The sequence below is a fragment of the Latilactobacillus sp. genome, assembly GCF_033176295.1.
Classification (GTDB): domain Bacteria; phylum Bacillota; class Bacilli; order Lactobacillales; family Lactobacillaceae; genus Latilactobacillus; species Latilactobacillus sakei.
Map to the genome: position 1 here is coordinate 1 of NZ_JAMQEX010000018.1, position 21,077 is coordinate 21,077.

At 42.3% G+C, this 21,077-nt stretch carries 22 protein-coding genes; 3 read left to right on the forward strand and 19 right to left on the reverse strand.

The window, feature by feature from the left end:
- Nucleotides 1-135: 135 nt before the first annotated feature.
- The 14 genes from rplA to NDN60_RS08485 all read right to left on the reverse strand — a co-directional run bounded on the left by rplA (nucleotide 136) and on the right by NDN60_RS08485 (nucleotide 11,315).
- Nucleotides 136-825 carry a 50S ribosomal protein L1 gene (gene rplA / locus NDN60_RS08420; protein ID WP_004270847.1) on the reverse strand — a complete coding sequence of 230 codons (690 nt, stop codon included), beginning with the start codon at nucleotides 823-825 and terminating at the stop codon, nucleotides 136-138.
- A 98-nt stretch (nucleotides 826-923) separates the two neighbouring features.
- Nucleotides 924-1,349 (reverse strand): 50S ribosomal protein L11, encoded by a 426-nt coding sequence (gene rplK, locus NDN60_RS08425; RefSeq protein WP_004270859.1) that lies wholly within the window; start codon nucleotides 1,347-1,349, stop codon nucleotides 924-926.
- A gap of 125 nt (nucleotides 1,350-1,474) precedes the next feature.
- Nucleotides 1,475-2,338 (reverse strand): alpha/beta fold hydrolase, encoded by an 864-nt coding sequence (locus NDN60_RS08430; protein ID WP_231952381.1) that lies wholly within the window; start codon nucleotides 2,336-2,338, stop codon nucleotides 1,475-1,477.
- Between the two features lie 457 nt (nucleotides 2,339-2,795).
- Entirely contained in the window at nucleotides 2,796-3,344 is a 549-nt protein-coding gene (nusG, locus tag NDN60_RS08435; protein ID WP_011375364.1) for a transcription termination/antitermination protein NusG, read from the reverse strand.
- Nucleotides 3,345-3,441: 97 nt separating this feature from the next.
- Nucleotides 3,442-3,621, reverse strand: coding sequence for a preprotein translocase subunit SecE (gene secE / locus NDN60_RS08440; protein WP_011375365.1), 180 nt, complete (start codon nucleotides 3,619-3,621; stop codon nucleotides 3,442-3,444).
- Nucleotides 3,622-3,630: 9 nt separating this feature from the next.
- Nucleotides 3,631-3,780 (reverse strand): 50S ribosomal protein L33, encoded by a 150-nt coding sequence (gene rpmG / locus NDN60_RS08445; protein WP_011375366.1) that lies wholly within the window; start codon nucleotides 3,778-3,780, stop codon nucleotides 3,631-3,633.
- Between the two features lie 125 nt (nucleotides 3,781-3,905).
- Nucleotides 3,906-4,466, reverse strand: a complete 561-nt coding sequence (locus NDN60_RS08450; protein ID WP_056947508.1) for a sigma-70 family RNA polymerase sigma factor — start codon at nucleotides 4,464-4,466, stop codon at nucleotides 3,906-3,908.
- A 77-nt stretch (nucleotides 4,467-4,543) separates the two neighbouring features.
- The gene (locus NDN60_RS08455; RefSeq protein ID WP_016265667.1) at nucleotides 4,544-5,077 is read right to left on the reverse strand and encodes an NYN domain-containing protein; all 534 of its coding nucleotides are present in this window, start codon (nucleotides 5,075-5,077) and stop codon (nucleotides 4,544-4,546) included.
- A gap of 3 nt (nucleotides 5,078-5,080) precedes the next feature.
- Nucleotides 5,081-5,968 (reverse strand): 23S rRNA (guanosine(2251)-2'-O)-methyltransferase RlmB, encoded by an 888-nt coding sequence (gene rlmB / locus NDN60_RS08460; protein ID WP_082267809.1) that lies wholly within the window; start codon nucleotides 5,966-5,968, stop codon nucleotides 5,081-5,083.
- Nucleotides 5,955-6,362, reverse strand: coding sequence for a Mini-ribonuclease 3 (locus NDN60_RS08465; RefSeq protein WP_004265086.1), 408 nt, complete (start codon nucleotides 6,360-6,362; stop codon nucleotides 5,955-5,957). Before NDN60_RS08465 ends, rlmB begins: the two co-directional genes overlap by 14 nt.
- A complete protein-coding gene (cysS, locus tag NDN60_RS08470; RefSeq protein WP_056947506.1) occupies nucleotides 6,359-7,765 on the reverse strand; it encodes a cysteine--tRNA ligase in 1,407 nt (468 codons plus the stop codon). Before cysS ends, NDN60_RS08465 begins: the two co-directional genes overlap by 4 nt.
- A gap of 430 nt (nucleotides 7,766-8,195) precedes the next feature.
- Nucleotides 8,196-9,308 (reverse strand): PIN/TRAM domain-containing protein, encoded by a 1,113-nt coding sequence (locus NDN60_RS08475; RefSeq protein ID WP_035146631.1) that lies wholly within the window; start codon nucleotides 9,306-9,308, stop codon nucleotides 8,196-8,198.
- Between the two features lie 30 nt (nucleotides 9,309-9,338).
- The gene (radA, locus tag NDN60_RS08480) at nucleotides 9,339-10,703 is read right to left on the reverse strand and encodes a DNA repair protein RadA (protein WP_011375373.1); all 1,365 of its coding nucleotides are present in this window, start codon (nucleotides 10,701-10,703) and stop codon (nucleotides 9,339-9,341) included.
- A 72-nt stretch (nucleotides 10,704-10,775) separates the two neighbouring features.
- Entirely contained in the window at nucleotides 10,776-11,315 is a 540-nt protein-coding gene (locus NDN60_RS08485; protein ID WP_011375374.1) for a dUTP diphosphatase, read from the reverse strand.
- Nucleotides 11,316-11,510: 195 nt separating this feature from the next.
- Between NDN60_RS08485 and rpiA the strand changes: the two genes are divergently transcribed.
- The 3 genes from rpiA to NDN60_RS08500 all read left to right on the forward strand — a co-directional run bounded on the left by rpiA (nucleotide 11,511) and on the right by NDN60_RS08500 (nucleotide 15,542).
- Nucleotides 11,511-12,194 carry a ribose-5-phosphate isomerase RpiA gene (gene rpiA, locus NDN60_RS08490; RefSeq protein ID WP_011375375.1) on the forward strand — a complete coding sequence of 228 codons (684 nt, stop codon included), beginning with the start codon at nucleotides 11,511-11,513 and terminating at the stop codon, nucleotides 12,192-12,194.
- A 474-nt stretch (nucleotides 12,195-12,668) separates the two neighbouring features.
- A complete protein-coding gene (locus tag NDN60_RS08495) occupies nucleotides 12,669-13,991 on the forward strand; it encodes an aminopeptidase C (RefSeq protein ID WP_099947753.1) in 1,323 nt (440 codons plus the stop codon).
- A gap of 204 nt (nucleotides 13,992-14,195) precedes the next feature.
- A complete protein-coding gene (locus tag NDN60_RS08500; RefSeq protein WP_076632142.1) occupies nucleotides 14,196-15,542 on the forward strand; it encodes a C1 family peptidase in 1,347 nt (448 codons plus the stop codon).
- A gap of 48 nt (nucleotides 15,543-15,590) precedes the next feature.
- Here the strand turns inward: NDN60_RS08500 and NDN60_RS08505 are convergent, their stop codons facing one another.
- The 5 genes from NDN60_RS08505 to NDN60_RS08525 are packed head-to-tail and all read right to left on the reverse strand — an operon-like array spanning nucleotide 15,591 to nucleotide 21,020.
- Entirely contained in the window at nucleotides 15,591-16,913 is a 1,323-nt protein-coding gene (locus tag NDN60_RS08505) for a Sapep family Mn(2+)-dependent dipeptidase (RefSeq protein ID WP_082267808.1), read from the reverse strand.
- Between the two features lie 22 nt (nucleotides 16,914-16,935).
- Entirely contained in the window at nucleotides 16,936-18,048 is a 1,113-nt protein-coding gene (locus tag NDN60_RS08510; RefSeq protein ID WP_099947754.1) for a M42 family metallopeptidase, read from the reverse strand.
- A gap of 12 nt (nucleotides 18,049-18,060) precedes the next feature.
- A complete protein-coding gene (locus NDN60_RS08515; protein ID WP_076632140.1) occupies nucleotides 18,061-19,125 on the reverse strand; it encodes a M42 family metallopeptidase in 1,065 nt (354 codons plus the stop codon).
- Nucleotides 19,126-19,139: 14 nt separating this feature from the next.
- Nucleotides 19,140-19,658: a GrdB-related putative oxidoreductase gene (locus tag NDN60_RS08520; protein ID WP_076632139.1), complete on the reverse strand. Its 519-nt coding sequence runs from the start codon at nucleotides 19,656-19,658 to the stop codon at nucleotides 19,140-19,142.
- 15 nt (nucleotides 19,659-19,673) lie between these two features.
- Nucleotides 19,674-21,020, reverse strand: a complete 1,347-nt coding sequence (locus tag NDN60_RS08525) for a PTS sugar transporter subunit IIC (RefSeq protein WP_025015973.1) — start codon at nucleotides 21,018-21,020, stop codon at nucleotides 19,674-19,676.
- Between the last annotated feature and the right edge of the window lie 57 nt (nucleotides 21,021-21,077).

The window sequence follows — 21,077 nt, forward strand, 5'->3', positions numbered from 1 at the left end:
ATTAAAACAAAACTGGGTTGTAAAAGTCCGGTTGAATACCGAATTTTTACAACCCAGAAAGCTGCTTAAAGTTTCGTCCAATATTTAGGGTTCACTTCATCATCCGAAAGGATGAGCGCTTTTTGCATTACCAACTTAGAAGCTAGCAACGTCAACTTTGACACCAGGGCCAAATGTTGAGCTAACTGATAAACTTGTAATGTATTGACCTTTAGCTGAAGCAGGACGAGCTTTGATGATTACGTCTTGCATAGCTTTAAAGTTTTCTACTAATTTAGCAGCATCGAATGATACCTTACCGATTGGTGCGTGAACGATACCAGCTTTATCAACACGGTATGCCACTTGACCAGCTTTAATGTCGTTAACTGCTTTAGTAACGTCCATTGTAACTGTACCAGTCTTAGGGTTAGGCATTAAGCCTTTAGGTCCCAAGACACGGCCTAAACGACCTACTTGAGCCATCATTGGTGGTGTAGCAACGGCAACGTCAAAGTCTAACCAGCCGCCTTGGATCTTTTCAACTAAATCTTCTGCACCGACTACGTCAGCACCAGCAGCTTCAGCTTGTTTTGCTTGTTCGCCTTGAGCGAAAACAATAACGCGTTGTGTCTTACCTGTACCATTTGGTAGTACGACAGCACCACGAATTTGTTGATCAGCTTGTTTAGGATCAACGTTTAAACGATATGCAACTTCAAGAGATGCATCGAATTTTGCAAAATCAACTTTCTTTACTAAGTCGATTGCTTCTTCAACAGTGTATGCTTTAGTAGCATCCACTTGCTTTGCAGCTTCTAAATAATTTTTACCTTTTTTAGCCATTAGGGTTTTCCTCCTTGCAATTGTGGTGAACGGTTTTTGACCTCCCACTTGATTTTTCAACTTTCATTGAAAATCCGACTGAAAGTGTCAAGCATGAATTAACCTTCGACAGTGAATCCCATGCTTCTTGCAGTACCTTCAACCATGCGCATAGCAGCTTCAACGTCTGCAGCGTTTAGGTCTTGCATTTTAGTTTCAGCGATTTCTTGCACTTGAGCTTTAGTTACAGTTGCAACCTTCTTAGTGTTTGGTTCGCCAGAACCTTTTTGAACACCGGCAGCTTTCTTTAAAAGAACTGCTGCTGGTGGTGTCTTTGTAACGAAATCGAATGAACGATCCTCGTATACAGTAATGACAACAGGAATCAATAAACCAGCTTGGTCAGCTGTACGTGCATTGAAATCCTTTGTAAAGCCCATGATGTTGATACCAGCTTGACCTAAAGCTGGACCTACTGGTGGTGCTGGAGTTGCTTTACCTGCAGGAATTTGAAGTTTTACGATGTTTGCTACTTTTTTAGCCACGAAACATACCTCCTTAAGTCCGTGATGTGGTTAAGATGGCCATTATATTTGGTCTCCCACTAGTGTATGAAAACATACTCTCATAATATACCAATCAATTCTGAAAAATGCAAGCTCTTTTAAAATTAGTCTTGCCACAAAAAATCACTAATTGCCTGATCGACTAACCGATTTTCGTGCAACATGCTGTGAGCCCCACCGGCGCCTCTAACAAGCATTTCTTGATACCGGTCGATTCGCCCCCGTAATAAACTACGCAGCGCAAAACTGCTATCAACGGCCACTGAGCCGTCGTGACGGCTAGTGCCCAACAATTCGCCAGCGACATTCAAAATACTAATTGACGTTGGGAAATGCGCCACTCGTTTGGCTAAATAATTATAATTAGCCGTTTTTTTACGCGGTCCCCGTTGCGTTAATTCGCTCCAAAAGACCGTTGCAGTATCCGACCCAATCGACGGATCATTAACCGGTGCTGCTAGTAATACGACTGCTTTAACTGGCACGGCAGTCGGCTTTAATAAGTAACGTAATACTGTGATGGCCCCCATCGAGTGTCCCACCAGATTAATCGTGGTTACGTCGTAATCTTTTTTTAAGATAGCCATAATTTGGCTGAGCCAGCGAACTTGATCCTGCACATCAGCGTGATTATTTTGAAATAGGACTTGGATCGTCGGATTACTGGCCGTCAATTCTTGTGGGCCTTTAAACGTTAAGGTCCCATCGGCAGCAACCTTGATGACCAATGCTTTTTTGGCGACACCCGTTTTTTGCAGACGCATTAATAAATGCCCCATAGAATACCGATTACCCCGATAACCGTGGATAAACAACGTCGGTGCTGTTTCATAATGCGTTAGTCGTGGACACCAGTGATGCTGTACGTGAGCTAATTTATAATAATCGAGCCCAATTAAGCACGCTGCTGCTACAACTAAAATAACAATGACTGCTAATAACTGATTAATAATCTGCCACATATTCATCACATCATTCTGTCTAAAATAAGAAGTGCGTTTGAAACGCTTTGACTTTGAGCATTAGCACAGCTCGACGAATAACTGCTGTAAGCAGTTGTTTGACGAGTGACGCTAAGCACAGAAGTCAGTTTCAAAAAGCACGTTTCCACTATTAATATTCGACTATCAAATAAGGGACCGCAACAAAAATTACTTTTGTCACGGTCCCTCGATTATTACTTAAACGTGCTTTTACCAGTAGCTTTCTGTGCTTTGCTACACTTATCAAACCGGCGATTGCATCGCCAATTCGCCAAGTTGGCAAATGCTCAAAAGCTAACCACTGGTAACGCACTCTTAATTAAACGTGTTCTATAAGCCATATCCTTGCGGCTAACGCCGAATGCCAAACGATTGCTTGCAGCGATCATTCGCCACTCTCTGTTAGTCCTCAGGACATACCCGGCTTATGGCGCACTCTTAATTAAACTAATTCGTCTACTTGATCGTAGTCTAATTCTGTTGCCGTTTCACGGCCGAACATATCGATATTAACTTTTAACTTCATCTTTTCGTCGTCAACTTCTGTAATTTGACCAACTAAACCAGAGAAAGCACCATCAACGATTTTAACAGATTCGCCCACTTTGAATTCAACATCCAAATGACGTGTGCTCATGCCTAATTGACGTAAAATTTGGCTAATTTCATCGTCCAATAATGGGGCTGGTTTACTACCGGCACCGTGAGAACCAACAAAGCCAGTTACACCAGGTGTATTCCGAACAACGAACCAAGCTTCGTCTGACATCACCATTTCAACCAAAACATAGCCAGGGAAAGTTTTCTTCATATCAACTTTATCCTTACCGTTTTTGATTTCATGTTCTTCTTCTTCAGGTACAACAACGCGGAAGACGTTGTTTTCCATTCCCATTGATTGGGCACGAGATTCTAAGTTCGCCTTAACTTTGTTTTCGTAGCCTGAATAAGTGTGTAATACGTACCAGCTTTTTTCGAGTGATTCAACCATGTTTGTTCTCCTTTAAATACCAAAATAAAAAAACTCCGACCATGCGAAGTTTTCTGCTTGCCACAAGTATAGCAAAACCAGCTTCATTAAGCTAGTTTTAAAAAATAAATAGTTCAAGAAGTTTGAGAATTGCTAAGTCAACGACGCCAAAGAAAATTGCGTATAAAACTGATGTCATCACAACAGTTGATGTATCCTTACGCGTTTGTTTGGCATTAGGCCAAGTAACAATTTTCATTTCTTCAACAACGCTTTTTAAAAACTTAATCATCTTCATCCTCCTATGTTAACGTGTTTCTTTATGTTGTGCGTATTGTCCGCAATGTTTACAATATTTGTTTAACTCTAGACGTTCTGTCCGATTCTTGTTTTCAGCAACGTAATAGTTACGTGAACCACAGACAGTACAGGCTAAGGCGACTTTCTTAACACCCATGACTAAAAGCCCCTCTCTAAGTGATGTTTATCCCATTCACTTTATCATGTGCAGGCGAACCTGTCAATCTTAGAATCCATCAACAAAAACGGTGAACCCGTTTAGTCCAGTCCCACCGCTTTTGGTTAACGATTCTCTTGATAATACCGTTTTAACTTAGTCTGACACCTTGATTGGCCCCGTTTCAACTGATCAATCGTACAATCGAGTTGGCAACAAGCTTCATCAATTGAAAGCTGCCCGGTCAGCACCCGAAACGACACTAATTCAAAAGGCGACAGCGTTTCAAGATAACATCGCAATTCAAACTGCGATTGATAGTAAGTCATCGTATCTTCTGAAATCGCGTCGTGTTCCGGTCGCTCCGCAATCAATACTGCCTGACGATCACCTCGCCGTTTTTGTGCAAGTTCTCGTCGTAGTAAATTTAAAATGTGGTTTTTAAACCGTAATTTATAGAAACTCCCAAAACTTTTGCCTTTTTGACAATCGTAACACTGGCAAGTTTCGTAACAAACAATCCGGGCTTCTTGTAACCAATCGTCTTCATCGAATAACCGGATATAATATGGCGCCACGGTGTGATACACCATCGGCAAATACGCCTTGAATAATACATCTAGTGCTTGTGAATCATTCTGAGCCACTGCTGCAATCAGCATTTTGTCACGCTTTGTTTGTTCCATTGACCGAAACTCCCTTCACGCAACAACCATACTGTTATTTTAGCAAGAGTTTGCCCAATCTGTAAGCGAACGCCTGTTTAATCAGTCTTTTCGTCACTCAATTGGTCGCGCATCTGCGCTAAACGTTCTAATTGATCGTCATTCCACGGCCGATTACGTTGCATCACCTTACTGTGATAACGTTTGGCATCATGGTCAATCTCTCGGTGCGTTCGTTTAATCTCACGATAGAAATCATGCGATGATACTCGCAAAGCCCCCCGCGAAAAGATTGTCCATTGTTCAGCCTGATCGCTTGAAACGACAGTGACCTGATTAATCGGTGACATCAATTTACCGGCTAAGGCTTCAATATAACTATCAGCTGTTTCATCTTCTTCAGTAAAAACGACCTCAAGATTATATTGTTCATAGCTTTGTTTAATCCCTGGCACATACATCGCATCAAAGACGAGGATAATTTCGATTTCGCGAAACTTCCGGTACTCCGATAATGTTTGCAATAAACTATCACGCGCATCTGCCAAGTGATCATTTTGTTTTAACTTATTTAATTCAGGCCAGTTACCAATAATATTATAGCCATCTGCAATTAAAATCTGCTTTTTCATAAGCTATACCAAAGGTTGACGGCTATTATAAGCCTGATACATGAGAACCCCCGCAGCAACACTGGCATTTAAACTTTGCACGTGACCCACCATTGGGATTGTCAAAGTTTGATCAACTTCTTTTTTAACGATTGGTGAAAGGCCCTTGCCTTCGTTACCAATGATTAAACCGATTGGGCCCTTAGCATCCCACTTACGATAGTCGGTGCCGGCCATGTCGGTGCCAAAAATCCAGAGACCGCGGCCTTTAAGTTTTTTGATTTCTTGCGTTAAGTTCGTGACGCGCGCAACTGGAATATGTTCGATCGCACCCGTTGACGTTTTAGCAACTGTGGATGTTAATCCAACAGCACGGTGTTTTGGAATGATAATTCCGTGTACACCAACTGCATCAGCTGTCCGCATGATTGAACCCAAGTTATGGGGATCTTCCAAGTTATCCAAGATTAAGATAAAAGGTTCTTCTTCTTGCGCTTTGGCCTTAGCGAAAATATCATCAACACTCGCATATTCAAACGGTGCGATTGCTAAGATAATCCCTTGGTGATTTTGGCGATCACTCAATAAGTCCAACTTGTTCTTAGGGACATTTTGGATGATCAATCGTTTTTCTTTCGCCAATTTAACGACATCGTGTACGAAGTCGGCTTTCAACCCATCTTGAAGGAAGATTTTGTTAATCTTCTTAGCATCGCTCGTCTTCAATGTTTCTAAAGAAGCATGTTTCCCGATGACGAAATCAGTTTGTTCTTCAACCGCTGCTTCTTCGACAGGTGCTGCTGGTTTCTTGTTAGCTGGGCGCCGTGTTGGCTTAGCAGTATTTTTAGCCGTCCGACGACTGTTAAATTCATTATTCTTCTGGTTATAAGATTGGTTATTATTTTTTCTCATGGGTCCTCCCAGCGTCGACTTGTTGAATACACCAGTGGGCTAATTCAGCGACGCGCTCTTGTTGTTCAGTTAAGTATAGATAGCCAAAAACTGCTTCAAAGCCAGTTGAGGTCCGATAAGTCGAAACACTCGTATTCTTGGCTTTCGTATAACTTTTGGCATTTCTACCGCGTTTAAAAATATTCATTTCTTCTTCTGTTAAATAGTTGTCATCGATCATCAAACCAATCAAAGCAGCTTGCGCTTTAGCAGACACATAGTGTGTTGCAACTTGTTGCAAGCGAGTTGGTTTGGTTAAGCCGAGTTCTAATAAATGGGCCCGCACGTAAACTTCATAGGCTGAATCCCCCATGTAAGCTAAGGCAATCCCGTTTAGTTGTAAAGCATTTTTCATGCGCGTCTCCATCTCATTCCTTGTGGTGTATCTTCCAAAATAATCCCTTGATCCTTTAATTGGTCCCGAATCGCATCACTCTTCGCAAAATCTTTAGCTGCTCGAGCGGCTTGGCGTTCTTCAATTAAACTTTCAACTTCTGTATCCAATAATTGGTCCACTTTAAACACAACACCAAAAATGGCTAATAGCCGCGTTAAGCGAGTTGCCAATGACGTTAATGTATCGGCTTGAACCGTTGTTTGTTCCAAATATTGGTTACTTAATTTAGCAAGTTCGTACAATTGGGTTAAGCCATTTTGAACGTTAAAATCATCGTCCATCGCTGTGACAAAAGCTGTTTCCAATTCAGCTACCTTATCCATCACAATTTGATCTTCGCCTGGTTCAGCCGTTGCTTGACGGAAAGCCAGGTTATCAAGTGTTGTCTTCAAGCGATCCAAATTAGTTTGGGCTTCTGCCAACAATGATTGGCTGTAGCGAATTGGCCGCCGGTATTGCGTACTACTCATCAAGAAACGCAATGCTTGTGGATTAACTTCTTGAATCAAATCGTGAACCGTCACGAAGTTACCAAGTGACTTACTCATCTTTTGATCGTCATCCCCAACTGTTACAAACCCATTGTGTAACCAGTAATTTACAAAGGTTTTGCCAGTCTTGGCTTCACTTTGGGCAATTTCATTTTCGTGATGGGGGAATTCCAAATCTTGGCCGCCACCATGAATATCGATCGTATCGCCTAAGTATTTAGTCGACATCACGGAACATTCGATGTGCCAGCCAGGTCGGCCCTTGCCCCAAGGTGATTCCCAAGCAATTTCGTTGCCTTTTTCAGCTTTCCATAAGGCAAAATCGATTGGATCTTCCTTACGTAAGGTTTCTTCAGTAGCCGTATGTTCGCTGGCACCTTGTTCGAGTTGATCAAGATCTTGACCAGCAAGATGACCGTAAGCCTTAAACTTGCGGGCACGGTAATAAACATCGCCGTCAACAGCATAAGCATAATCTTTAGCAATCAAATCTTGAATAAACGCTACGATTTCTTCAATATTATCAGTTGCTCGTGGATTAAGCGTTGCTGGTTCAATATTGAGGGCTTTAGTGTTTTCTTTAAAGGCCGCAATGTAGCGGTCCGCTAATTCAGGCACGGTGATGTTTTCCGCGTTAGCCGCTTTAATCATCTTATCGTCAACATCCGTAAAGTTTGAAACGTAATCAACTTGATAACCGCGGTATTCGAGATAGCGGCGAATCGTATCAAACGCAATCGCACTACGCGCATTACCGATATGAATATAGTTATACACAGTTGGCCCACAGACATACATCTTAACGCGGCCTTCTTCAAGGGGTTTAAAGGTTTCTTTTTGACGTGTGAGGGTATTATAAACAGTAAGCATCGAATCTTCCTTTCTTAAACGTGCTTTCATTAACAGCTTTTTCAGGCATCCCCCTTCGGTTAACCCTGAATGTCAAACGATTGCTTACAGCAATCATTCGCCATTCTGTGTTAATCCTCAGGAGATAATCGCCTAAAAAGAGCACTCTTCCAAATAAAAAGCGCCCTTTGTTAATTAACAAAAGACGCCGGTTGAGCGTGGTTCCACTTTTCTTCGCAAAAATGCCTCAAGCAGATAACGGTGTCCCGGCTAGCAGCCAAAGTCCACTAGCATCTCCAAGGTGCATTTCGACTAGCCCAATTACTTCTTCACAGCGCCCAGAAGCTTTCTGAAAATCCGGCTAATCTACTTCTTCTCTTCATCAATTTATACAATTTAGTTAGTCTCAATAATACCGATTATTGGTGACCGTGTAAAGTCATCTGAATGCTTATTTTTCATTCAAGCCTTTTTGTTGATGCGCTGGTTTGGCGAAAATCATCCGCCCAGCAGCAGTTTGTAAGGCACTTGTCACAATCACATCTAATGGTTTATTAAGGTAATGTTGGCCATCTTCAACAACAATCATCGTCCCGTCTTCAAGGTAAGCGACCCCTTGTTGACGTTCGGTTCCGGCTTTGACCACCGTGACGGTCATCGCTTCGCCAGGTAAGACAGCTGGTTTCAACGTATTGGCCAATTGATTGATATTAAAAACAGGAACGTTTTGGAATTCACAGACTTTATTTAAATTGTAATCATTTGTGACCACAATTCCGTCTAGCAACTTCGCTAACTTGACTAATTTGCCATCGACTTCCGTTAAATCTTCGAAATCACCATCGTACATTTCGACAGATAAACTTTCGTCCTTTTGTAATTCATTCAAGATATCTAAACCACGACGACCACGCGCCCGTTTTAAGTTGTCTGCAGAATCGGAAATTAATTGTAATTCATGTAATACGAAGTTCGGCACCATCAACGTGCCTTCGATAAAGCCGGTCTTAGCAATTTCCTTAATCCGACCATCAATGATGACACTCGTATCCAAAATCTTGTACTTGCGGAAATTATCGTCTACTTTGCGTTCCAAGACATCGGTATTACGCTTCTTAGGTTGTAAGAACTTACGCCATTCATCTAAGCGGGTCGTCCCCACCTTGAAGCCTAAGTAACCGAGCGCAATCATCAATAGGATTGGCACAACAGTGTTCAGAACAAAAATCGGCATCCGGTATAACGGAATCGAAACAACATTTGCTAATAACAAGCCAATTAATGAGAAAACACTCCCAAATAATAGGAAACTAGGTGATTGTTTAAACAACGCCTTTTCCAATTGACGCATCGCCCGTAACATCGGATTAGCCAACACCAGGAATAAAAGATAAAAAATAATTGCACCTAACACGGCATTGGTAATGCCATTATTGAGATATGTGACTAATTCTAAATGAACAACTCGCCAGAATTCCGGAAAGGCCGTAATCCCTAAAGCACCCCCTAGAATTACAAAGACAATTCCTAACACTCTTCTTTTAGTTAATGGTTTTTGTTGCATCATAAAACCTCCTCTCGCACCAACTTATGCCTAGTTGAATACTTTTTTTAAAGTTTCTGCAATAGTGGTGACCCCAACGACTTGAATATCAGTTGGTGGATCCCAACCTTGCAAATTATTTTTAGGAACATAAATCCGTTTAAAACCTAACTTCGCCGCTTCGCCAACGCGTTGTTCGATCCGGTTGACCCGCCGGATTTCACCCGTCAAGCCAATTTCGCCGACAAAACAATCGGTTGGTGGAATTTCTTTATCGCGATAACTGGAAGCAATTGAAACGGCCATCGCCAAATCAATCGCTGGTTCATCTAACTTAACGCCACCGGTTGCTTTAAGATAAGCATCTTGGTTTGAAAGCATCAAACTCGCCCGCTTTTCTAAAACCGCCATAATCAATGACACCCGATTATGATCTAACCCTGAAGAGGTCCGTTTCGCATTCCCGAACAAGGTTGGGGTAATCAAAGTTTGTAACTCAACCAAGATTGGTCTTGTCCCTTCCATTGAAACCACAACTGCTGAGCCAGTCGCACCGGCTAGTCGTTCTTCAAGGAAAATTTCGGATGGATTAGCGACTTCTTGCAAGCCCGCTTCCCGCATTTCGAAAATCCCGATTTCATTGGTTGAACCAAACCGGTTTTTAACAGATCGTAAAATCCGGTAAGTGTGATGGGTGTCACCTTCAAAGTACAACACGGTATCTACCATATGTTCCAAAATCTTAGGGCCGGCAATCGCCCCTTCCTTCGTCACATGTCCCACCACGAAGATGGTAATTTGATTCGTTTTAGCAATCCGCATCAATTCTGCGGTTACTTGGCGAACTTGCGAAACACTCCCGACTGCGGAAGTCACTTCTGGTTCACTCATCGTTTGAATCGAATCAATCACGACGTATTCTGGTTTGAGCGTTTCAATTTGGTGGCGAATATTACCCATATCCGTTTCGGGATACAGATACAATTGATCGCCATTAACCCCTAATCGATTCGCCCGCATCTTAATTTGTGAGGCACTTTCTTCACCTGAAACGTATAGGATCTTACCCACTTTTTCAAGTTGCCCTGAAACTTGTAGTAGCAAGGTTGATTTTCCAATCCCAGGATCCCCACCGATTAAAATCAGTGAACCCGGAACAACGCCGCCACCTAAAACACGATTCAATTCATTTAATTCCGTTTTAACACGGGGTTCTTTTTGGATATTAACAGTACTAATTTTTTCAGGTTCAGTGGCGCGCCCTGAAATTGTGAAATTTGATTTTGCCGCTGCGGCTGGTTGTTCACGTTCTTCAACCATTTGGTTCCAAGCACCACAATTCGGACAGCGCCCCAAGAATCTGGGGGAACTATAGCCACAATTCTGGCAGACAAACTGCGTTTTAACTTTAGCCACAAGATTCTCCTTTACTACCCTTATTGTCTACTATTTTAGCACATATCGGCGATCGATTGCCGTTAGCACGGACTAGCGACCAGATGAACCAAAGCCACCGGTCCGTTTAGTTGTCACAGCCACTTCATCATCAGCTACAAGGTATGGCATGAAAATGCCTTGGCCAATTCGTTCACCCTTACGTAAAATAACATCGCGTGGGCTGAAGTTTAACATTTGAATGAAGATTTCACCTTCGTTGGCATCATTGCCATAATAATCTGAATCAATAATCCCGACACCATTTGGAATCACTAACCCTTTTTTCAAGGGATTGCTTGAACGATTGGCAATCATTAAATATTCGTCGTCTTGCATATACGCCTTAATCCCAGTTGGTACTAGGAAAGGTTTCAACGTCTTAGAAGCCCGTTCAAAATCATCATCAACTAGTGGTTTGCCGTTTCGAATCATCCGAAATAGACGGACAAAATTATAATGCCAGATGGATGGTAAAACGAAGTCCTCTGCACAAGCAAAATCGTATCCTGCTGAATGAGCAGTCGACCGCACTGGTAAACTTAAGTTTGCTGATTGGTATTTGGTTACTATTTCGAATCCTCGTTTTTTCATCTAAAAAAGCTCCTATATATTAACACCTAATTTGGCGCTATTTTTTACTACTGTATCATACCATGAAAACCAACGGACTTGAATAATCCTTCCGACCGATTTAATAGAAATTTTAGCAAAAAACGCCCATTTTAAAGCGCTTTTTTACCAGTTATTGCGTATAATAGAACTATTAACAATAGAAGAGGTGTCTTAATGGATAAGAATGCAATGAAAAAAATGGCCGCTGAACGTTCAGTGGACTACGTCGAAGATAATATGATTTTAGGACTCGGGACTGGCTCAACTGTCGTGTACATGGTCGAAGCACTCGCTAAACGTGTGAAAGCCGAAAACCTCCACCTAACTTGCGTCTGCACATCAATCAGAACCGCAGAACAAGCAACATCGCTCGGCATCCCGGTTAAAGCGCTCAACGAAGTCGATCATATCGATTTAACAATTGATGGTGCCGATGAAGTTGATGATAACTTCCAAGGGATTAAAGGCGGTGGCGCTGCCCACTTATTTGAAAAACTAGTGGCAACAACCTCAACCCGCAACATCTGGATTGTTGATGAAGAAAAAGTAGTCGATACGATCGGCCGCTTCCCACTCCCCGTTGAAGTGATCCCTTTTGGCAGTCAACAAGTTTTCAACAAGTTCGTTAAAGAAGGCCTCAACCCAGAATTCAGAACAACCGAAGACGGCCAACGCGTCTTAACGGATTCAAAAAATGAAGTGATTGATCTGCACCTTGAAAAAATCACACATCCCCACTTACTAGCAACTTGGTTAAGCGAACAAGTCGGCGTCGTTGAACACGGCCTATTCTTAGACCTCGTCAACGAAGTCGTAGTAGGCTCACCAGAAGGCGTCAAAATCTTAAAAGCAAGATAAAAACAGAGTGCCCTTCAAAGTGGTCATGTTCTGAGGATTAGCATAGTATCGTGAATAAGCGACACAGTCGATTGTTTGCGATACGGCGCTAAACGCAGGAACATACTTTGAATAGCACGTTTCAACCCAGAGTGCCCTTGCAAGTGTTTAGATTCTGAGCATTTGCCTAGGCCAGTGAATAAGCGACGCAGTCGATTATTTGCGGGACGTAGCTAAACGCAAGAATCAGGTTGATATGGCACGTTTTGGATAGCCTACTCTTCAAGTGACTAGATTATGCCAATCCCCCAATAACCATCATACTCGTTATGATGGTTATTTTTTTATCTTTAACGTCACAAATCAATTCTCATATTAACCGTTTTCTTCCTCATTTTTAACTTTTCAATAATATCATTATCCCATCTATCTCATGTTTACTTCTCCCATTAAATCAACTAGAATTAGGGTATATTGAAATTAAGGAGTGATTAGATGACCCAAGAAATTACACATGCTAATTTAATCAAGCTGCGCCAAGCACTCGCCGACATGCCGCAAGCCCAAACACTACGTAATGCCGTCATGAATAACGGGATTAACGCGGTCGCTCAGCGCCCTGATGCTGCCGTAACCCTTGACCCAACCTACTCGATAGACTTGCCAACCGGTGATGTCAGCTTCCAAAAAAAGAGTGGTCGTTGTTGGCTATTTGCCACACTCAATACACTTCGTCATGATTTCGAACAACAATATAACGTGAAAAACTTTGAACTTTCTCAAAACTACCTCTCATTCTGGGATCGCATTGAAAAAGCCAATCTTTTCTACGAAAAAATCCTAGCAACAGCTACTAAATCCATTACGGATCGCGAAGTCGCCTTCGCACTTGCCGGACCTGATTTTGACGGCGGCCAATGGGACAATGCAGTCGCATTAATTCAAAAATACGGTGCCGTTCCCAAGTCCGTCATGCCTGAAACTTACAACAGTGATTTAACCACTGAATTCAACAGTACCTTAAATCTTAAATTACGGACAGATGCGATTAAGCTCCGCCAATTAGTTGCCAATCAAGCACCTTCTGACAAGATTAGCGAAACTAGAACGGCGATGTTAAGCGAAATTTACCGTCTCAGCGTTTACGCTTTTGGCGAACCCGTCGAAACATTCGACTTCGCCTATCGCGATAATGATCAACAATATCACCTTGACCAAGGCCTCACACCACTGAGCTTCTATCAAAAATATTTGAATCGCAATTTTGATGATTACGTCACAGTTGTCAGCAGCCCACAAGCAAGCAAACAATACAACCAACTTTACAGCTTAGACTCACAAGATACCGTAGTTGAAGGCCATCCAATGCGCCTATTGAACCTCCCACCCGATCGTCTAAAAGCACTCGCCATTCAGTCACTTAAAGCTGGCGAACCAATTTGGTTTGGTAACGACGTGCTCGCCGACTTAGACCGCCAAAAAGGTTGGTTGGACAGTAATCTTTATGACTACTCAAGTCTCTTCAGTATTGATTTAACAATGCCTAAAGACCAACGACTCGATTATCGCCAAGGCGTTGTTTCCCACGCGATGACTTTAACCGGTGTCAACCTAGTTGACGACCAACCCACAAAATGGAAAGTTGAAAACACTTGGAGTGACAAGGTCGGCAATAAGGGCTACTTCAGCATGAGCGACGCTTGGTTTGATGACTATGTATACGAAGTGGTTATTAAGAAGGAATACCTCACAAAAGAAGAACAAGCCCTACTAGACCAAACCCCAATCAAACTAGACCCATGGGACGCACTACAATAGAGTGCGTCATCAACGGGTAACTTCTGAGCACTTACAGCACTTGACGAATTGGCGATGCAATCGCTGATTTGGCAAGTGAGGTAAGGCGGAAGAAGTTGTTGATGAAAGCACATTTAAAGAAACGAGTGCGTTCAAGCACGTTAATCCAAGTTATATATTCAATCATCAATCTATTATCACCAAATTCCAGAGGAGGTTTTTCATATGGTTCAACCCATTACAGCAAAAGATATCCAACAATTCAAAGCCGACTTCAAGGCAGTTCCACAATCAAACGTCATTAAAAATACGGTGATGAACAACGGCTTTTTAGCCAGCAGTCAAAATACAACTTCAAAGGCTTTAATGGACCCAGTCTTTTCAATCGATTTAGACACTGGTGCCGTTTCAAATCAAAAGCAATCCGGTCGTTGCTGGATGTTTGCCGCATTAAATACGATGCGCCACAGCTTACAAGCACAATTCAAGATTAAGGATTTCGAACTTTCTCAAAATTACACTAACTTCTGGGATAAATTTGAAAAATCAAACTACTTCTACGAAAATGTCTTAAAGACATCCGATCAACCAATCGGCGATCGCAAAGTCGACTTTTTAATGACTACGCCACAACAAGACGGCGGTCAATGGGATATGTTATGCGCCCTGATCGAAAAATACGGGATTGTACCTAAGTCGGTCATGCCCGAAACTTATAACAGTGAAAAATCAAGCGAACTCAACAGCGTCTTGAATCTTAAACTTAGAAAAGATGCCGTTACCCTTCGTCAACTGGTTGCCGATGGTGTCAGCGAAGCCGATATCCAAGCAAAGAAAGATACAATGTTGACCGAAGTTTATCGGATGCTTGTTTTCGCGTTAGGCGAACCACCCGTTGAATTCGACTTCGAATATCGCGATGATGACCACAACTACCACATTGAAAAAGGCCTCACACCACAAACTTTCTATCAAAAATATGTTGGTTGGGACCTCGAAAATTACGTTTCATTAATCAATTCTCCAACAGCGGACAAACCATACAATCACTTATACAGCGTCGAAATGCTCGGCAACGTGGTTGGCGGCCGTGAAGTTCGCCATTTGAATCTTGATATCGATGATTTCAAACAACTCGCCATCAAACAACTCCAATCTGGCGAATCAGTTTGGTTTGGTAGCGATGTTGGTCAATCATCCGACCGTAAACTTGGTATCATGGATACTGAAATCTATCAAAAAGCAGCATTACTCAACATGGACCTTTCAATTTCTAAAGGCGAACGCCTAGATTACGGCGAAAGTTTAATGACGCACGCGATGGTCATTACTGGCGTTGACATCGTTGATGGTCAACCAACGAAATGGAAGGTTGAAAACTCATGGGGCGATAAAGTCGGTACTAAGGGCTACTTCGTCATGAGCGACAGCTGGTTTGACGAATTCGTCTACCAAATCGTCATCAACAAACGCTTCTTAACACCAGAAATGCAACGGATTGAAAAAGAAGAATACGATCACCCAACCGTTCTCGCACCATGGGATCCAATGGGCGCATTAGCAAGTCGCTAAACAAACTAAAAAGGTCAGGATAAATTGTCCTGGCCTTTTTAATTTGTTCTAATCCTGTGTCCCAACAACTAACAAACTATCATAATAAATTTGCATCATCATTTGCCAATCGCTGAATTGGAGCCATTCATCACCCTTATGCGCGATACCCTTTTGTCCTGGGAAAGAAGGCCCAAACGCGATGATATTCGGCAAAGCGCGGGCGTAAGTCACCCCGGTTGTCGTCACCGGTGTGCCATCTAAACCTGTATCAGCCGCATAAATCGCCGATAACTGTTGAATAAATGGTAATTGTGGATCAGTGACTTGCAATGGATACCGCCACTTAACCGTCACCGTCATCCCCGGTAACAACGCCGCTTCGATGCCGGCTAACAATTGTTCTTCAGTCACCAAAATCGGATAACGACACGTTAGATGACAACTCAACTGTTGCGACTCAATCGATAATCCGTAAAAGGCTAACTGCAAAGCACCCGAGGCCGCATCTTCAAAATTAATCCCCAAGTTTTCCCCAGTTGATTGATTACCAATTTTAGCATTAAGCCACTGATAGAATTGGCCGGTCTGGCCCGTCAATTGGCTAGCATCTGCTACTAATTTCGGTAGCACATTATCCGCCATTTCAGGTGCGTTACTTGGCGCCTTTTTGCCTTGATAAGTTTTGACCGTCCCATCCGCTAAAAGTAGGCGAGCGTGATCTGGTAAATAACTTTTGGCAAACGGCCCGTCAATCGCTGTAATTTGGCGCTCAGAGCCATCTGTAATCGGCAACGATAACTGAACGTCTAACAAACCACGTTCCCCGTAAACGGCCGGAAACTTGCAATCTGGCGTAAAACCGGCGTACGGCGCTGCTTCTTGTTGTAGATACACCGGAATATCTTGGCTCCCTGATTCTTCATCCGTGCCAAAAATAATCCGAACCCGGTGCTTAAATGTTATTTTTTGCGTTTTAATCAGATAAAGTGCAAACAATGTGGATAAGAGTGGCCCTTTATTATCCAAAACACCACGTCCATACAAGAAGTTATCCACTTGGGTAAGGTCAAACGGTGGATAATGCCAATCATTCTCAACGTCGACTACATCCAAATGACCCAAGATGCCAAAATAGGTTGGTGCTTGGCTTTCATCCGGCCCATATTCAGCCCAGCCAACACAATCACCGACTTGCCCAGTTCTGAAGCCCATTCGCGTCGCAATAGACAACACCGTTTCCAATGCCCGCTTAGGCCCAATCCCAAATGGTGCTTGATACGTTTTAACGCCACGAACACTCGGTACCCGCAAAACAGCCTTCAAATCGGCCAAAAATTCTGATTCATATTGTTCAAATAAGGCTTTAAAATCCGCTCGAATCGCTTTCACAAAAATAGCTTCTTTCTATGGTTTAATACGTCTTTTCTAAAGCTTGACGCGTCGCTTCTTTAAACAGTGCAACGTCAGCCTTCGATAGTGACTGACAAAACGAGGTCAATAACTGAATCGTTTGTTTGTAATCATCTTGATGAACCATCAACCGTGGTGAATGCATATAGCGGGTTGGCATCGAAATCGTCATTGTCACGACACCATCCATCGCCTTATGAATATTACAAGCATCAGTCCCACCAACGGTCATAAAGTCATACCGCACATCTAATTTTAAATCGGCAACAAGACGTTCCGTTCGGTACAACAACCCTTTGTTAGCCATCGTTAAAGAATCTAGTACCGCTAAGACAACCCCACCACCTAATCGATTACTGCTTTCATTATCGAGTGGCGTGTCCTTAGCTGTTGTGACATCGAGTGCAATTGCTAAATCTGGTTGAATCTGATGAACCGCTGTCCGTGCACCACGAATCCCTACTTCTTCTTGTGTCGAACCTGTGAAAAAGAGCGTTGCTTCATGCGGCTTTTGCGCTGTTCGTTTCATTACTTCTAGCTCCGCACCCAAACTAAAACGATCATCCCATGCTTTCCCAGCTAAGAAGTTAGGATCATTCATTTGCCTAAACGGAATATACGGCGTAATCATATCCCCAATACGAATCCCTAACGCTTCGATTGCCTGACGATCAGCGACACCCATATCCAAAAACATCGTCATTGGCGTCATCACCTTATTCTTAACCTCATCAGGTAAACCATGTGGCGCCCGACTGCCCACAATACCAATATATTTTTGCCCAGTTGCTGTTGTGACAGTCATTTCTTGAGCAGGCATCACGTGTCCCCACCAACCACCAACTGGTAATAACTTAAGATAACCCTCTGGTGTAATTTGACGAACCACAAAACCCACTTCGTCCATATGTGCTGACAACATGACTTTAGGCCCTTCATTTGCCGTACCATTTTGCTTTAGAATAATTGACCCTAAGTTATCATAACTAATTTCATCTACATATGGTTGGGCGTAGTCATGCACTAGCCGACTCACTTCACGTTCACGACCGCCAATGCCGTCGGCTTCACTGAGCCGGCGTAATAAATCTATATCGATTGTCTCTTCTACCATGTTTTCACCAACTTATCGATTTTCTGCTTTAAACGCTTGAAGACTATCATTATCGATTTGTTTAATAAATTGAATCAATCCCGCCTTAGCAGCTTGATAATCAGCAGCAGCAATTACCGAGCGTGGCGTATTCATATTTCTAACCGGAATATTCACGAAAAGGGTTGGACAACCCGTCCGTAACTTATTCACCCAACCTGCTTCAGAATCGGCCAATGAATAGTAATATTGATAAGGAATTTGATCTTGTTCACAAGTTTCACGGAAAGTTTGGAGTAATAACCGATTAGGTAAAACCGTTTTGTCATAGTAATTCAATAAAACGCCATCCCCTAACACCCCTATTCGGTCATCAGAATCAGTTTGATAATCAAAAGCGGCATCTGTATCTAACATAATTGCTAAATCAGGCGCTACTTTATTCGTCGCCGTCTGAATTCCTCGTAAACCCACTTGTTCCTGAACTGTGCATCCCACATATAAATCAAATGGTAGTTCAACATTTTGCAAGGCTTGTAATAATTCAACCCCTAGAATAGGTGCATAGCGACCATTCCAATTGCGACTCATCAAAGCGCCACTTTCAGTTTGAACAAATGATGTTGCAAAACTGAGCGTATCACCTAACTGCACACCAGCCTTTTCAACTGCTGCTTTACTTAAAAAGCCAAGGTCGACTTGCACTTTATTCGTTTTATCAACGACTTGATTATTTTCCGTTTGTGCTAAAATAGTGCCTTGATAATTTTTCCCAGCAAAATCGCCTTGGACACTGGCGCCTAACAAGCTATTAGTTGACATGTCGCCGAGTAATAAAGCTTGCAATAAGCCATTATCTAACACTTTAGTCACGATTAGACCAACCTCGTCCATATGCCCCGAAACCATCACATGCGGCGCATTTGGTGTTTGACTCTTTTTAACCGCATAAATCGATCCTAAGTTATCGTAAATCACTTCATCCGCTAGTTGCGCATAATCCTGTTTTAAACGCGCCGCAACTAACCGTTCATTGCTAGCAACCCCGTTAATATCGGTTAGTGCCTGCATCAGGTCGATTGTTTCTTGATTTAGCATTTCATCACCCACAGTTAATAGATTTTATCGCTTGGAAACTCAGAAATATCACCGTGATTAGCTTTTATCCGGCAGAGTGCCAAGATATCTTTTAAAGCATCACTCAAGCCAGTCCCACCTTTTTTAGGCATCTTAACAATATCAACACGTTGGCGATATTGATCAATTACTGACTGGCATTCTTTAGACATCGCAGCCACAACTGGAATATCAGTTTTTTCGGTCACTAAAGCCCCAGTTTGGGCACACATTTCAGCGTATTGTTCATAATGAAAAGCTGGCCCACAAATAACAACATCTGGATGCAACTTTTTAATCATCGCTGCCAACTTCAAGCTGACCTCATCTTTATGATCCATGAAATTTTGATCACCACAATATAAGGTCACCGCGATTTTTTCGTCCTTTTCTAAATACTTTTCAAACATATCGGCAGAACCCATCGCCATTTTTTTACCGCCTAAGGGTAAATCACCACGTTCGGTACCGCCTAAACCTGCTTGAATTTGATCTAATAAAATTAAAATTTCCATGACTATTCTCCACCTTTACAAATTCAAGTCTGCTTCCGTTAAATCATCAAATGAAATATCTTCCGCTTTAGCCATCTCTGCGTCTTGTTCTTCTTTGATGTATTGTTTATCCAAAGTCTTAATGAATGGGTAGTAAATTAAGCAACCCAATGCTAATAATGCAAATTGGTAGAGTGAGGCCACGATGCTCCCGGTTGAAAGGTAGCCGGAAAAACCGATTGGTGTTGTCCATGGTAAGGCCACCCCATTGGTATATGGAATCAGCCCCCATTTTGTTACCATCGTTGATAGCAAGAGGTTGATAAGTGGTACTAAGTTAAATGGAATGATGAGAATCGGATTCAACACAATTGGCAACCCAAAGATGATTGGTTCGTTAATGCCGAAAATCCCAGGTAAAATAGCCAACTTCCCAAGTTGTTTAATTCGTTGTGAGCGACAGAATAAAAGCATCACGATTAATAGTGATAAGGTACTCCCGCCACCACCGAAGTTAGTAAAGAAGTTTGAGAATGGGTCAGTAAAAATGTTAGGCAATGCCTTATGTGCTTGGAAAGCATCCAAGTTTTCCATTGTTAACACTTTAGAAATTGGTGCAAAAACAGAATTAGCAACTGCTGGTCCATTAATGCCAAAGAACCAGAAGATTGTGCAGGCAAATCCGTAGATAATCTGGGCAGTTAAAGTATTGCCGGCCCCTTTTAATGGCACTTGTAAGATTTCGAAGATGAAATTATACAGTGTTTCGTATGGTGTTAACCCAAAAATAATGCGAATTGCGAAAAAGACTAACATGACAACTGCACTTGGAATTAACGCTTCAAATGATTGCGATACTGCAGGTGGTACGCCATCAGGCATTTTAATCGTCCACCCTTTTTCAGTCACATAACAATAAATGGGTACTGCAACAAGTGCAACAACTAGTCCCAAGAAAATCCCATTTGTGCCAAGGTAGTTCATATCTAAAGCCCCATCAACGGGTTCCTTTAGATTTTCAACAACCATTTTAGTTGGTGTTAGGATTAAAAAGGCTACCAAAGCAACTGCGGCTGCTTGGATTGCATCCGTATTTTTTTGTTTGCCGTAAGCGTAAGCCGTACTAAAACAGGTGAAGAAGCCAACTGTATTAAAGACAGCACGCGAAACGTTAGTGAACCAACTTTCCCAACCAGTCCCTAAGAATTGACCCCAGAATTCAGACCAATGTGGAATTGGAAAATTAGCAATTAATAGGAAAATTGAAGCGACAATAATTAAAGGTGTTGTGATTAAAAAGCCATCCCGAATAGCGATTAAAACTTTATTGCTCCCCAGTTTTATCGCTAACGGCATCAAGAATTTTTCTAATTTATCAAACATGTTTAATCCTCCAGATTAAAGTTTTGTCTTACCTGCCTGCTAATGAACAATACCTCC